Annotated in this window: 10 protein-coding genes; 4 read left to right on the forward strand and 6 right to left on the reverse strand. The window is 69.5% G+C overall.

The annotated features are described in order from the left end of the window. Positions 1 to 61: 61 nt before the first annotated feature. The 4 genes from L978_RS13850 to L978_RS13865 are packed head-to-tail and all read right to left on the reverse strand — an operon-like array spanning position 62 to position 2,293. Positions 62 to 829: an ABC transporter permease gene (locus L978_RS13850; RefSeq protein ID WP_047523888.1), complete on the reverse strand. Its 768-nt coding sequence runs from the start codon at positions 827 to 829 to the stop codon at positions 62 to 64. Next, positions 826 to 1,602, reverse strand: a complete 777-nt coding sequence (locus L978_RS13855; RefSeq protein ID WP_047523889.1) for an ABC transporter ATP-binding protein — start codon at positions 1,600 to 1,602, stop codon at positions 826 to 828. The genes L978_RS13850 and L978_RS13855 overlap by 4 nt, the downstream gene beginning before the upstream one ends. Then, positions 1,599 to 1,970, reverse strand: a complete 372-nt coding sequence (locus tag L978_RS13860; protein ID WP_047523890.1) for a DUF1048 domain-containing protein — start codon at positions 1,968 to 1,970, stop codon at positions 1,599 to 1,601. Before L978_RS13860 ends, L978_RS13855 begins: the two co-directional genes overlap by 4 nt. 2 nt (positions 1,971 to 1,972) lie before the next feature. After that, a complete protein-coding gene (locus tag L978_RS13865) occupies positions 1,973 to 2,293 on the reverse strand; it encodes a PadR family transcriptional regulator (RefSeq protein ID WP_047523891.1) in 321 nt (106 codons plus the stop codon). 349 nt (positions 2,294 to 2,642) lie between these two features. On the opposite strand from L978_RS13865, the gene L978_RS13870 reads away from it, so the two are divergent. Further along, positions 2,643 to 7,841 (forward strand): beta strand repeat-containing protein, encoded by a 5,199-nt coding sequence (locus tag L978_RS13870; RefSeq protein ID WP_081997069.1) that lies wholly within the window; start codon positions 2,643 to 2,645, stop codon positions 7,839 to 7,841. A 58-nt stretch (positions 7,842 to 7,899) separates the two neighbouring features. On the opposite strand, the gene L978_RS13875 is transcribed toward L978_RS13870, so the two are convergent. Further along, positions 7,900 to 10,416 (reverse strand): LuxR C-terminal-related transcriptional regulator, encoded by a 2,517-nt coding sequence (locus L978_RS13875; protein WP_047523892.1) that lies wholly within the window; start codon positions 10,414 to 10,416, stop codon positions 7,900 to 7,902. Between the two features lie 270 nt (positions 10,417 to 10,686). Next, positions 10,687 to 11,409, reverse strand: a complete 723-nt coding sequence (locus L978_RS13880) for an SGNH/GDSL hydrolase family protein (protein ID WP_047523893.1) — start codon at positions 11,407 to 11,409, stop codon at positions 10,687 to 10,689. A gap of 195 nt (positions 11,410 to 11,604) precedes the next feature. On the opposite strand from L978_RS13880, the gene L978_RS13885 reads away from it, so the two are divergent. The 3 genes from L978_RS13885 to L978_RS13895 all read left to right on the forward strand — a co-directional run. Then, complete coding sequence (locus L978_RS13885) at positions 11,605 to 12,771, forward strand: MFS transporter (protein WP_052193763.1); 1,167 nt, start codon at positions 11,605 to 11,607, stop codon at positions 12,769 to 12,771. A gap of 4 nt (positions 12,772 to 12,775) precedes the next feature. After that, positions 12,776 to 13,252 carry a hypothetical protein gene (locus tag L978_RS13890; RefSeq protein WP_052193764.1) on the forward strand — a complete coding sequence of 159 codons (477 nt, stop codon included), beginning with the start codon at positions 12,776 to 12,778 and terminating at the stop codon, positions 13,250 to 13,252. Continuing rightward, positions 13,249 to 14,174: glycoside hydrolase family 15 protein (locus L978_RS13895; protein WP_047523894.1), on the forward strand; the 926-nt coding region annotated here is incomplete at its 3' end. The genes L978_RS13890 and L978_RS13895, both read left to right, overlap by 4 nt.

The following is a 14,174-nucleotide window of genomic DNA, read 5'->3' on the forward strand; positions in this document are numbered from 1 at the left end:
TGAGGGGCCTTCGATTCCAGAGATCTCCTTCATCTGGTGTGGGGCCAGATCTGGGAGAAGATCAGCTGACCTTCTTCCGGTAGGAGATGATCGCGAACACGTAGGCGACCACGAGGATGCCGACGCACCAGGCGAGGGCGATCCAGATGTCGTTGCCGACGGGCTGCTCGGCGAAGAGCGCCTGGATGGTGTTGACGATCGAGGTGACCGGCTGGTTCTCGGCGAACCACTGCACCGGCGCCGGCATGGTGTCGGTCGGCACGAAGGCCGAGCTGATGAACGGGAGGAAGATCAGCGGGTACGAGAAGGCGCTCGCGCCGTCGACCGTCTTGGCGTTCAGGCCCGCGATGATTGCCAGCCAGGTGAGCGCCAGGGTGAACAGCATCAGGATGCCGATGACGGCGAGCCAGGCCCAGAAGCTCGCCCCGGTGCGGAAGCCCATCACGAATCCGACACCGAAGATGATCGCCAGGGTGATCGCGTTCGCGGTCAGTGAGGTGAGCACGTGCGCCCACAGCACACTCGATCGGGCGATCGGCATGGAGTGGAAGCGCTCGAAGATCCCGCTCTGCGTGTCGGTGAAGAGCCGGAACGCGGTGTAAGCGATCCCCGAGGCGATCGCGATGAGCAGGATGCCGGGGAGCAGGTAGTTCACGTAGTTCTCGGCGCCGGTGCTCTGCTGGAGCGCGCCGCCGAAGACGTACACGAACAGCAGCATCAGGGCGATCGGGGTGACCGCCGTGGTGATGATGGTGTCGGGACTGCGGAAGATGTGCCGCATGGAGCGGCCGGTGAGCGTCGCCGTGTCGGCGGTGAAGTGCATGGTCATGCTGCGTCCTCCTTCTGCGTGGACGAGGGGCCGATGAGGGTGAGGAAGATCTCCTCGAGGGTGGGCTGCTTCTCGACGTACTCGACCTTCGCGGCCGGCAGCAGACGCTTCAGCCCGGCGAGGGTGTCGTTCGCGATGATGCGGCCCTCGTGCAGGATCGCGATGCGGTCGGCCAGTTGCTCCGCCTCATCGAGGTACTGCGTGGTCAGGAGCACGGTGGTGCCGGTGTTCGCGAGCTCCTTGACCACGTCCCACACCTCGATGCGGGCTTCGGGGTCGAGTCCGGTCGTCGGCTCGTCGAGGTAGATGATCTCGGGGTGCCCGACCAGGCTCATCGCGATGTCGAGCCGGCGACGCATACCGCCCGAGTAGGTGCCGACCTTGCGGCCGCCGGCATCCGTCAGACGGAAGGTCGCCAACAGGCCGTCGGCGATCTTCCCGGGGTCGGGCAGGTGCCGCAGCTTCGCGACCAGCACCAGGTTCTCGCGTCCGGTGAGGATCTCGTCGACGGCGGCGAACTGTCCGGTCAGGCTGATGCGCTCCCGGACGCCGACCGGGTTCGCGGCCACGTCGATACCCTGCACGGTCGCCGTTCCGGCATCCGCCTTCAGCAGGGTGGAGAGGACACGCACCATCGTGGTCTTGCCGGCGCCGTTCGAGCCGAGGAGGGCGAAGATGCTGCCCTTCTCGACCTCGAAGTCGACCCCGCGCAGGACATGCAGATCCTTGTAGGACTTCTCGATACCGCGTACCGAGATGGCGGCGTTCGTCATGACTCGTTCTCCTTCTTCCTCGCGTCGTCGAACGCCTTGATGAGGCGCGCGCGCTCCTTGTCGATCCACTGGGTTCCGCCGTAGGCGCGGGCGTAGTCCTCGACGTATTCGACGGGGTCGTCGCCCACGATGGTGCTGACGGGGGTGCCGTCGATGGCCGCTCGCTCCCACAGATCCGCGAGGTCGAGGAACATGGTGACGATGGTGTCTCCGTCGGTGATGCCGCCGTAGTAGAGGTAGTACCGGTACTGGGCGTTCGCCACCTCGCGGTACGGAGAGGGGAGGGCGTCGATGCGGGCCTTGGCCTGCTTGTACTGCTTCTTCTGCTCGAGCGATCCGGTGAGCGCTTCGATCCACTTCGCGGCCATGATCAGTTCTCCTCGTTCGTGTTGTTCAGTCGTTCGATGTGCGTGCGGAGGAAGTCCCAGGTCTTCCAGAACTCCCCGAGCTCCTGACGGCCCTGCGCGTTCAGGGTGTACACCTTGCGGGGCGGCCCCTTCTCGCTCGGGACCTTCTCGACGTCGACGAGCTTCTTCTGCTCGATGCGCACCAGGAGCGCGTAGATCGTGCCCTCGGCGATGTCGGTGAACCCGTGGTCACGGATGCGGGTCGTGATCTCGTATCCGTAGGCCGGCTGCTCGGCGAGGAGCGCCAGGACGATGCCCTCCAGAGTGCCCTTGAGCACGGGCAAGAGTTCAGTATTCGGTGTTGCTAAGTACCAGTACTCGGTGATACTTTGTACCGGTACCCAGCAACACTGAGTACCGAACGACAGGAAGGGAGGACCTGATGGGCAAGCAGATGACCGAGACGGGTCTCGGCGCTGGGGCGTGCCGTGTCCGAGAAGCGACCGCCACGCGGGGTGAAAAGGCGGGGTGAATTCTCCGGGATCGGCCGGAGCGGTTGTCGCGGGCCGGGCAGTCTGGCGGATGGCCCGAGCCGAGTTCGCCATGTCGGAGTGGTGCTCGGCGGTCGCCTGAGGGGGCGGGGGTATCCGTGTGCGAACGCGCAACGGGGAAGCGATGAATGGGGAGATTGTCATGGGGTTTCGTGTTGCCCGCAAGGACCGCACAACCGATGGCCTTCCGTCCGAGCGGCACAGCCGCTGGCGGGGCCGCGCGAAGAAGCTGATCGGAGGCGCCCTGAGCACGGCGCTGGTCGCCTCGTCGATGGTGTTCATCGGAGGCACGCTCACGGCGGCTCCCGCGATCGCGGCTGACCCGTTCCTCTGCACGCCGGGCGCCGTGTACGTGCAGAGCACGACCGAGGTGCGCGAGTTCATCGTGGACGAGCAGGGCGGCACCCCGGGAAACGGCGGCACGCTCGGTTCCACCACCCTCGGCGTCGACCACTCCAACAATGCCCTCGGCATCTCCTCCAGCGGCCGCTACGCCTACACGGTCACCAATGCGGCCGGATCCAAGGTGCTGGCCAAGCATGACCGCGTGACCGACTCCACGAGCCGCACCACGTTCACGCTCAACTCCTCCGTGCTCCGAGGTGCCGTCCACCCGGTGACCGGCGTCTACTACTTCGCCAGCGGTACCGTCAGCGGTGCCATCAACCTCTACGCCTGGAACGAGAGCGTCACTCCGCAGGCCTACGTGCAGGTCGGCACGCTCCGCCCCACCGCCGGCAGCAGCGCGTTCGGCGCCAACGGCGACATGGCCTTCAGCGCCTCGGGCCAGCTCGTGCTCGTGGCCGACAATGTCATCTACTCGTCCGACCTTCCCACCTCGCTCGCGCCGAGCACCGCGACCATCGAGGCCAAGCAGGTCCACAACATGGGCGACGGGGTGCAGGGCAACGGCATCGCGTTCGGAAACCTCGGCCACATCTTCGTGTCGGTCTCCGGAGGCGGAAACCGCATCATCGAGGTCGACCTCCCCCGCGGCGTGACCGTCAACACCACCTCGATCGGAACCTTCGGGCCGACCGACATGGCCAGCTGCACCTTCCCGAACACCCTCACGCTGAAGAAGGACCTCCCCGAGGGGCGTCACGCCGCCACCGACCAGTTCGCCCTGCGTGTGCAGTCGCCGGCCGGCTATCAGGTCGCGCAGACGGACGCGACCACCCGCGGAGAGGCCACGGGGCTGCAGCCGGACTACGCCGGACCGGTGTTCACCAACCAGGGCGACACCTTCCGCCTCTCCGAGTCCGCATCCGGAACCACGGACAGCACCCGGTACGCCGAATCGCTCGACTGCGTGCAGGTCGAATCCGACCGCTCCACGTCTCCGGTCGCCGTGACCGCAGACGGCAGCGTCGTCCAGCCCGCCGGTGCGCTCGGCACCGACGTCACCTGCACGTTCACGAACGTACGTCTCGCACCCGACCTGGCGCTGCGCAAGACCTCCGACCCGGCCAACGGTGTCGCCGTGCAGGCGGGTCAGCGCATCACGTACACCGTCGAGGCGGAGAACACGGGCAACACGATCCTCGACCCCGTCCGCGTGAGCGACGACCTGTCCGGCGTGCTCGCGTTCGCCGAGTACCAGGGAGACGTCGCCACGGAGCTCGACGGCTCCCCCGTCGCATCCGGCGCCGCAACCATCACCGGTGACGACCTCGCCTGGACCGGCGCGCTCGAGCCCGGTCAGGTGCTCACCATCACGTATTCGGTGATCGTCGACGCCGATGTCGAAGGAGAGCGGATCGCCAACAGCGTCACCGCCTCCGGCACCCCTCCCGGCGGCTTGCCCCCGGTCGATCCTCCCGCGGTCACGACCGAGCACCCCGTGGCGGGCTACACCGTCGCCAAGAGCTCCAGCCCCGCGTCCGGCACCGTCGTGGAGCCGGGGCAGACCATCGAGTACACGGTGACCGGCACCAACACCGGTGCCACGGTGCTGAATCCGGCCTCCCTCTCCGACGACCTGTCGGCCGTGTTCGCACACGCCGCCTACAACTCCGACGTCGCCACCGAGATCGACGGCGCACCCGTCGCCGCGGGCGCCGCGACCATCACGGGCGACGACCTCGCCTGGACCGGCACGCTCCAGCCCGGACAGACCGTGACGATCACGTACTCCGTGACCGTGGAGGCCGAAACCTCGGGTGAGATCCTGAAGAACACCGTCAGCGGTACCGCGACGCCCACCACTCCGGATCCGAGCGACCCCGACGGGCCGCAGGTGCCGGGCGAGCCCATCGTCCCGCCGACGGTCACCACTGAGAACCCGGTGATCGGTTCGGGCTTCACGATCAGCAAGTCCGCCGACCCCGCCTCGGGCACCGCCGTCTCGGCCGGCGACACCGTGACCTACACGATCACCGGAACCAACACGGGGGACACCGACCTCGATCCGGCCCGGATCGTCGACGACCTGTCGGGCGTGCTCGATGACGCCGGCTACAACGACGACGTGACCGCCGACCGCGGCTCCGTCACCGTCAGCGGCGACACGCTCACCTGGACGGGCGATGTGCCCCGCGGCGAGTCCGTCACCATCCGCTACTCGGTGACCGTCGATGCCGGGGTCCAGAAGGCGCTGCTGAACAACGTCGCCAGTGGCACGGCCACACCGCGGATCCCGGTCGATCCGGCCGACCCCGACGGTCCCACGACCCCGGGGACCCCGATCGTCCCGCCGCCCGCGGAGACGAACCACCCGGTCGTCGACACCGGCCTCGAGGTGACGAAGTCCGCGGACCCCGTCTCCGGCACCGCCGTGCGCGCGGGCGACACGATCACGTACACGATCTCCGGCGTCAACACGGGTAACACGACGCTCGACCCCGCGTCCATCGTCGACGACCTGTCCGCCGTGCTCGCCCACGCTCAGTACGGCGGCGACGCGAGTGCATCGACCGGAGCCGTCGAGCTCGACGGCACGACGCTCACCTGGACCGGGGCACTCGCTCCCGGCGCCAGGGTCGACATCACCTACACGGTGACGGTCGACGCCGACGCGACCGGCGTGCTGCTGCGCAACACCGTCACGGGCGAGGGGACCCCCCTCATCCCGGCCGACCCGACCGACCCGGACAGCCCCACCACGCCCGGTACCCCGGTCACGACGCCGCCGTCGACGACGGAGCACCCGGTCGCCAGCCCCGGCTTCACGGTCGCGAAGTCCGCCGACCCCGCATCGGGGACGCGTGTCGATCCCGGCAGCGTGATCACCTACACCGTCACGGGCACGAACACGGGTGACACCGTGCTCGACCCTGCCTCGATCGCCGATGACCTGCGCGGCGCGCTCGCTCATGCCTCGTACAACGACGACGTGACGGCCACCCGCGGCGACGTCAGCGTGGTGGACGACGCCCTCGACTGGAGCGGCGTGCTGCTCCCCGGTCAGAACGTCGTCATCACCTATTCCGTGACGGTCGACCCGACCGCCGGGGGTGAGACGATCGCGAACACGGCCACGGGCACGGCGACGCCACTCATCCCGACGGACCCGAGCGACCCGGACAGCCCCACCACGCCGGGCACGCCGATCACGCCGCCGCCGGCGACGACGGAGCACCCGGTCAACGAGCCCGGCTTCACCTTCGCCAAGACCGCCGACCCGGCTGCGGGCACGGCCGTGGATCCCGGTGATGTGCTGACCTACACGTTGACGGCCGTCAACACCGGTCAGACGGTGCTCGACCCTGTCGAGATCACGGACGACCTCTCGAAGGTGCTGCCGTACGCCTCGTACAACGACGACGCCGTGGCCGTGATCGGCGGTCTGCCCGCCGGCGCGGTGACGGTCGACGGCGCGGAGCTCGACTGGTCCGGTGCGCTCGCCGTCGGTCAGACCGTCGCCGTCACGTACTCGGTGACGGTCGGCCCCGAGGGCGTCGGATCTGTGCTCGAGAACAGCGCGAGCGCGACGGCGACCCCGCCCGGAGGGTCCGTCATCACCCCGCCGCCCGGCACCACGACGAACGCCGTGAACGTCCCCGGATTCTCGGTGTCGAAGAGCGCCGACCCGGTGGCGGGCACGGCGGTCGACCCCGGCAGCGTCGTCACCTACACGGTGACCGGTGTGAACACCGGTGAGACGGCCCTCGATCCGGTCGCGATCGTGGACGACCTCTCCGGCGTCCTCGCCCACGCCGACTACAACGACGACGCGGCCGCCCTGATCGGCACGACCGCCTCGACCGCTCCGGTGGTCTCCGGCGACAGCCTGTCGTGGACGGGAGCCCTCCCGGTCGGCGAGACCGTCACGATCACATACTCCGTGACCGTGCAGGAGGATGCCGGGGGAGCGATCCTCGAGAACTCGGCTTCGGGATCGGCGACCCCGCCCGGCGGTGTGCCGCCGATCGAGACCCCGCCGGCGACGACGGAGCACCCGGTCAACGAGCCCGGCTTCGAGCTCCGCAAGTCGGCCGACCCCGCGTCGGGAACCCGCGTCGACCCCGGCAGCGTCATCACCTACACGGTGACCGGCGTGAACACCGGAGAGACCGCGCTGGCGCCGGTGAGCATCAGCGACGACCTCTCGGGCGTCCTCGCCCACGCCGTCTACAACGACGACGCCACGGTGACCGTGATCGACGGATCCGCGCCCGCTCCGGTCGTGGACGGTGACGAGCTCACCTGGTCGGGCGCGCTCGCCGTCGGTCAGCGCGTCACCATCACGTACTCGGTGACCGTGAACGGCGACGCAGGTGGTGCGACGATCGCGAACACGGTCGCGGGAACCGCCACCCCGCCGGGTGGCGGGGAGCTCACGCCGCCTCCCGTGACGACCGAGAACCCGGTCGGTACCCCGGGCTTCACGTTCGTCAAGACGGCCGATCCCGGTTCAGAGAAGGCCGTGGCCGCGGGAAGCGTGGTCACCTACCGGCTCGTCGGCACCAACACGGGGGAGACCGGGCTGGATGACGTCGTCATCACGGATGACCTCTCCCGAGTGCTGCGGCATGCCGACCTCCGACCCGGTGCGACCGCGGTCGTGGGCGACCGCGCGGTCGCGGCTCCCGCGGTGGACGGGAACCAGCTGCGCTGGAGCGGCAGCCTCGCCCAGGGTGAGAGCATCACGATCACGTACTCCGTGATCGTGCACGTCGACGCGGCAGGCGCGAAGCTGCACAACGTGGCTGTGGGGACGGCCACTCCTCCCGGCGGTGAGACGATCACGCCGCCGACGAGTTCGACCGATAACCCGGTGCTGACGCCGCTCGCGCTCACCGGCGGAATCCTGGCCCCGTGGGTGCTGGCTCTGGCGATCGCTCTGCTGTTCGGCGGTGCCGTGCTGCTGATCGTGCGCCGACGCCGCTCCCAGGCCTGACGCTCGTTGGGAAGGCCCCGTCCGTCGTGATGCGACGGGCGGGGCCTTCGGCGTGTGCTCAGTCGGGCAGGAGGCCGTGACGGGCCGCCTGCTCCAACGCCTCGGAGCGATTGCCGGCGTCGAGCTTGCGGTAGATGCTGCGGAGCTGGGTCTTGAGGGTGTTCTGCGAGACGCGCAGCTCAGCGGCGATCGTCGGCAGCGGCGCACCGGATGTCAGTGCGTGCAGCACCACCTGCTCACGGGGGGTCAGGCGAGGGCGGCTCGCGAAGGACGGCAGAGCGGATCGCCGGGGGAAGGTGGCGCGACCGGTCGGATCGAGGTCGGCGCGGACCGCACCGAAGTCCTCCGCGCCCAGGAGCACGAGCGGAGTGGTGAGGCCGCGGTCCGCGAGCTGCGCGCTCAACGTCGCGCTCGACGGCTGCGCGGCGGCCGGGGACACCCGGCGCAGGGCGGCGCTGTGCACCGCCAGCGCTTCGGCGCGTTCTCGGGCCGTGGAGGGACGCAGGCGGGTCTGTCCCAGGAGTCGGACCACGTCAGCGGCTGCGCCGTCGATGAGAGCCAGACGTGCTCGCTTCACGACGGTGCCGAAACGATCGGACCCGGCATCGCGCTGGACGATGCTCTTCGCGGTGCCGACGTCACCGAGGGCGAGGTGCAGCAGCACCCGCGGCCGGGAGAGCGCGTGGCGCACGTGGGCGGCGCTCGCCTCCCTCCCTCGGAGGCGCGTGAAAGACTCGAGGCGCTCCAGACCCCCTGCTGCATCTCCCTCGTGCAGGGCGATCCACGCCTCCACGGAGGCCATCGTCGTCCAGTGCTCGCTCGTCGCTCGGTACGGCTCGAAGAAGCGGATGTGCTGCTTCGCCGCCGGGAGGTCGCCGTCCTCCACCGCGAGCATCGCACCGGCGATCCGGTAGAACGTGCTCTGGTAGCTGTCCAGGAGCTCCGGGTCCCACTCGCCGTCGCGCACGAGGGAGAAGTAGTGCCGCGCTTCGGGCAGGTCGCCGTTCAGGGCGTGGACACCCGCGAGGAGGCAGATGCCGTGGAAGCCGTTCGTGCTCCCGTGCGCCGCGGCGAGAGCCGTGGCCTGCTCCCAGACCTCGATGGCTTCGTCCAGCTGTCCGCCGAAGTACAGGGAGATGCCGATGTGCGTGCACAGGAGCGGCACATCGCGGGCGTACTGCTGCCACTGCGATTCCGGTGTCTCCTGGAACAGCGCCAGGGCTCGCGCGGCCATCTGGGCGGCCGGCTCCGGGCGGCCGATGGCGCGCAGCGACGCACTCTCCGCCGCCCAGATGAAGATCCGCTCCGTCGCCGAGAGGGTCGCCCGACGGGAGTTCGCCGCCGCCACCGCCAGGCGCAGCAGCTGGAGTCCGCGCTGACGCCGGAGCCTGCTGGGTTTGAGGCTCATCCCCAGCAGCATGGCCACGAGCGGCTCCTGCTTGAGCCGTGCCACAGGGACGTCGGCGAGCAGCTCCGTGACCGCGCGCCGGTCACGGTGGAGCAGGCGGTTCCACCCGGACATCGTGACGTGCTTCGCGAGGCGCAGGTCGTCGTCTTCCAGGGCGAGGCGCAGCCCTTCGAGAGGCAGATCGCGACGTATCGCTCCCTCGGCTGCGATGCGTCGGAGTTGTGCGACCTCGCCCGGAAGGGTGCGACGGAGTTCACGGCGCAGCATGCCACGCGTCAGCGGGGTGAGGGCGAAGGTTTCGCGTCCATCGTCCGACCACCGACCGAAGCCGAACGTCTCGGCCTGGTCGAGGGCTTTCGCGATGTCGGGGTCACGCGTGAGTGCGACGGCCAGGGGGAGATCGACCGAATCGGTCACGCTGATGCGCAGCAGTCCCTCGAGGGTCTGCGTGTCGAACGCGCACTCGGCGAGCCGGTCCTGCAGATAGTCCTCGATCACGGTGTTCGCGGCGCGAAGCGACTCGGTGTCCGTTCCGGCCCCGCGCAGCACGAGGGCACGGATGAGCGCGGGGAAGCCCGCGGTCGCCTCCCGGATCTCGCCGGCCCTGTCGTCATCGACCCCGAGCGCGCGAGAGATCTCCTCGGTGTCGAACATGAGGTCCGACGGCGCGATGACCTTCGTGTCGATCACGAGATCCAGACCTTCGCTGTCGAAGGGGCTGGGGCGGTTGGTGGCGACGATCAGCCGCGTCCGCGGGGTGGTGGCGATGGCGCGGCACAGGGCGAACACGCCTTCGCGGTCCACGGGGGCCGCGTCGTCGAGTACCACGACCAGAGAACCTTCCGCGTGGCGCAGGCGCGAGGTCACGGCAGGCCATCCATCCTCCGCCAGGTCGTGTGCGACGTCTGTGCCCGGCAGGGTTCGCAGCAGAGCGCGGGCGAGCGCAGCGCTGGGCGCGATGGCGGGCGAGGCGGTGATCCAGACCACGCGCGATGCAGTGGCGGACGCCCACTCCACGAGGGCGGTCGTCTTGCCCGACCCGGACGCGGCGCGGATGAGCGTCAGAGGTGTGTCGGTCTCGAGTGCGGCGGTCAGCCGCGGCCGACTGATCGCGTGCGCCGATACTCGCGGTACATGTCCATCCCCCTGCGCGACAAATGCCGACACCCCAACCTCCCCAGGTCCCCGGCTCTACGATATTCCGAGATATCGGTGGGCAACGCCAGGGCGGAAGGTGTCGGCCGAAAGTCAGCCGATCAGGAACGACGAACGTATATCGGTACATCACCCGCAGCCCTCGGGTAGTGGATAACGTGTTACCCGGTGACCGGGGTTCACCCCCTCGCCCCGGTCACCGAGTGGCTTGTCCATCCGGAGCAGTGCGTTGCTCGGCGAGCCGCGCACGCAGAGCAGCGGCGACGTCGTGATCCGTGGTGCCTAACCGCGGAGGCGTGCGGCGACGACCACGCCCTCGAGCAGTGCCACAGTCCGACTCCGTGCGCCCGCCGGGTGAAGACCGAGCGCCGTCGTGAGCTCGAGGGCGAGCGCGGCGTGCCCGGCGGCGTTCGGGTGGAAGGGATCGTTCATCAGGCCCCACGGCACCTCGCCGTCTCCCAGCGCGGCGAAGCGGGCGAACTGATCCACGAGGATGACGTGGTCGTCCGCGGCGACCCGACGCACCGCTGCGGCGAACTCGCCGATCCGCGCGCGCTCCGGGGCGTTGGCGACATCGATCGCGGGCGGCGTCTGCAGCACCGGGACGGCACCGAGTCCGCGCACGCGGACGACGAAGTCGTGCAGGGACGAGGCATACTCCTCCGGGGAGACCTCGGTGCGCTCGCCGCCGGTCGCGGCATCGTTCGTGCCGATCATGAGCGTGACGACATCGGGCCGCCAGGACTCGACGCGGCGGCCCCAGTCGTCGAGGATGTCGCTGATGCGGTGCCCGCTGATCGCCGTGTTCACGACCACGTCGCGCACGCGCTCGCGCTCGCCCCGGATGATCTCGTGCAGGTGCTCCGGGTAGCTGCGGACCCCCTGCGTGTGGACCAGGCCGTGGGTGATGGAATCGCCCGTGATCACCCAGTTCAGCGGTTCGGCGCCGACAAGGGCGTCGGCGAGGCGGCGGAGGTCGGCGGTGGCGGATTCGGCGTTCGGCACGGCATAGAGCCTATCGGCGCGTGTGTCGTGCGTCTGTGCTCCGGCTAGGGTTGAGGCGTGAGCCCTGAGTCGGACAGACCGTAGATCGCGGGTGCAGCGCACGTCGTGCGCTCCCCGCATCGCCGTCGACCCCTCTTTTCCTTCTCGCCGCCCGCCTCCTCGCGGCGTGTGCGGCGTCCGTCCGACTGGATGCTCATGCCTTTCCTCGTTCCTGTCCTCGCCCTGGCGATCTTCGCCCAGGGCACCAGCGAGTTCATGCTCGCGGGTCTCCTTCTCCCTCTCTCCCGTGATCTGGGGGTCGAACCGTCGACCGCCGGCCTGCTGACCTCGGCCTTCGCCGCGGGCATGGTCGTCGGTGCGCCCGCGATGGTCGTGCTCGCCGGCCGGTGGCGCCCCCGGCGGGCGCTGATACTCCTTCTGGTGGTGTTCATCGCGGCTCACGTGGTCGGGGCGGTGGCGTCCGACTTCCGCCTGCTGCTCATCACCCGAGTGCTCGCGGCGCTCGCGAATGCGGGTTTCCTCGCGATCGCCCTGGCGACGGTCCGAGGGATCGTGACGCCGGCGCAGACGACGCGGGCGGTCGCCGTGCTCCTGGCGGGGACCACCCTCGCCACGATCATCGGCGTTCCGGCCGGGGCCGCGCTGGCGAACGCCTTCGGGTGGCGTTCCACCTTCTGGGCGGTCGTCTTGTTGTGCCTCCCCGCCGTCGTCGCGCTCCTCCGCGACCGCACGCTCGGTGCGCTCCCGCCGGCGCGGCGGTTCGGCGTGCGTGCGGAGTTGGCCGAGCTCCGCCGAGGTCCGGTGCTCGTCGCGGTGGTGCTCGCCGTGCTCGTGAATGCCTCGACCTTTGGTGTGTTCACGTTCCTCGCGGTCATCGGTGCGGATGCCGGTGTCGAGGCGACAGCGATCCCCGCGCTCCTGGCCGCCTTCGGGACCGGAGCACTTCTGGGCGTTGCCGCCACCGGACGGTGGGCGGCCCCCGTCGAGCGCACGTGGATCACGGTCGGGACCGTCGTGCTGACCGTGGCCTGGGCGGCGTTCGGAGCGGGCGTCGAGCTGGCGCCGGTGGTTTTCGGCGGTGCGGTGCTCTGCGGCGCGGCGTCGTTCGCCGTGGGCTCGGCGCTGATCGCCCGCATCGTGGGGCAGGCGTCCCGAGCGCCGATGCTCGGCGGTGCCTACGCGACGGCGGCACTGAACATCGGTGCGGTAGGCGGTCCCGTGCTCGCCGGCATCGCCTACGGCCGGTCGGGAGCTTCCGGGGTGCTCGTCGTTGCGGTGCTCCTGACAGCGGGCGCGGCCATCCTCACCGCGCTTCTGCGTGTGGGACGACCGCCCACGGGTGCTGCGGATGCGAAAGACTGAAGGCATGACCTCTTCTGCGCTCGACACCCTCCTCACCCGCATCGTCGAGAGCGGCGTGATCGATGAACCGGTCGCCGAGAACGGCCTGGTGTACGGGAGAGCGAGCATCGACGCGGCAGGCACGGTGGTGAAGGTCAACGTCGATCCCGAGTTCGACGGCGACCACGACGACGAGATCGACCAGGAGGCGTTGATCGCTGCGATCTCGCGCATCCTGTCGGTCAGCGAGTCCCGCTGGCGGGCCGTGGTCGACGAGGTGGCGACCGAGATCGACGATGCGGTCGACGATGAGCCGGTCGTCGAGCAGATCGATCTGCGTGATGACCTCGAGGCCACGTCGGTCGTGGTGTTCGCCGACGCCGTGCTGCTCGCCTTCCTCTCGCCGAAGCAGTTCCCCGATGCGCGGATTCTCGTGCAGTTGGATGAGGATCTCCAGGTCGACGGCATCGAGGTCCGAGAAGACCTGCTCGACCACGCATGACCACGCGCATCGAGGACTATGCCCTGCTGAGCAACTGCCGCACGGCGGCGCTCGTCTCGCGCGCGGGAAGCATCGATTGGCTGTGTCTGCCGCGGCTCGACTCGGCGTCGACGTTCGCGGCCATGCTCGGAGACGAGTCCCACGGTCGCTGGCTGCTGCATCCGACAGACCCCGGGGCCGTGAGCACCCGGCGATACGACGAAGACACCTTCGTGCTCGTGACCCGGTGGGAGAGCGGGGACGCGGTCGCCGAAGTGCACGACTTCATGCCGATCGGCCTCGACCCCGATGCCGCCATCCGTCGGAGCGACCTCATCCGCAGGGTCGTCGGGGTGCGCGGCTCGATGCGCTTCGAGCAGCGGCTGAGCATCCGCTTCGACTACGCCAGGGTGATGCCGTGGGTGCGTCAGGTCGGTTCGCACGATGCCCCGTGTCTGGTCGCGATGGGCGGTCCCGATGCCGTGGCCGTGCGTGGTGCCGCTCTGGAGCCGATCGACCATCAGCATCGTGGCGAGCTGACGGTGACCGCCGGTGAGACGCGCGACCTCCACCTGACCTGGTTCCCGTCGCACCTCGACCTCCCTCCCACCCTCGACGGCGAGAAGGAACTCGGCGCGACGAAGCAGTGGTGGCAGGACTGGGCCGACCGGATCTCGCACGACGGCCCGCACCGCGACGAGGTGGTCAGGTCGCTGCTGATCCTGCGGGCGCTGACCAACCATGAGACGGGCGGCATCGCAGCCGCGGCGACGATGGCACTGCCCGAGGAGATCGGAGGCAGGCGCAACTGGGACTATCGCTACGTCTGGCTGCGTGATGCCGCTCTGACCCTCGAGGCCCTGTGCGCGCACGGCTTCCTCGGCGTGGCAGGCCAGTGGCGGGAGTGGCTGCTGCGGGCGGTCGCCGGTGATCCCGCCGATCT

Source organism: Microbacterium sp. ZOR0019 (assembly GCF_000800925.1).
Taxonomy (GTDB): domain Bacteria; phylum Actinomycetota; class Actinomycetes; order Actinomycetales; family Microbacteriaceae; genus Microbacterium; species Microbacterium aurugineum.

Coding starts and splice junctions, on each gene's coding strand:
- L978_RS13850 (WP_047523888.1), bottom strand. CDS start 829: ATGACCATGCACTTCACCGCCGACACGGCGACGCTCACCGGCCGCTCC.
- L978_RS13855 (WP_047523889.1), bottom strand. CDS start 1,602: ATGACGAACGCCGCCATCTCGGTACGCGGTATCGAGAAGTCCTACAAG.
- L978_RS13860 (WP_047523890.1), bottom strand. CDS start 1,970: ATGGCCGCGAAGTGGATCGAAGCGCTCACCGGATCGCTCGAGCAGAAG.
- L978_RS13870 (WP_081997069.1), top strand. CDS start 2,643: ATGGGGTTTCGTGTTGCCCGCAAGGACCGCACAACCGATGGCCTTCCG.
- L978_RS13885 (WP_052193763.1), top strand. CDS start 11,605: ATGCCTTTCCTCGTTCCTGTCCTCGCCCTGGCGATCTTCGCCCAGGGC.
- L978_RS13890 (WP_052193764.1), top strand. CDS start 12,776: ATGACCTCTTCTGCGCTCGACACCCTCCTCACCCGCATCGTCGAGAGC.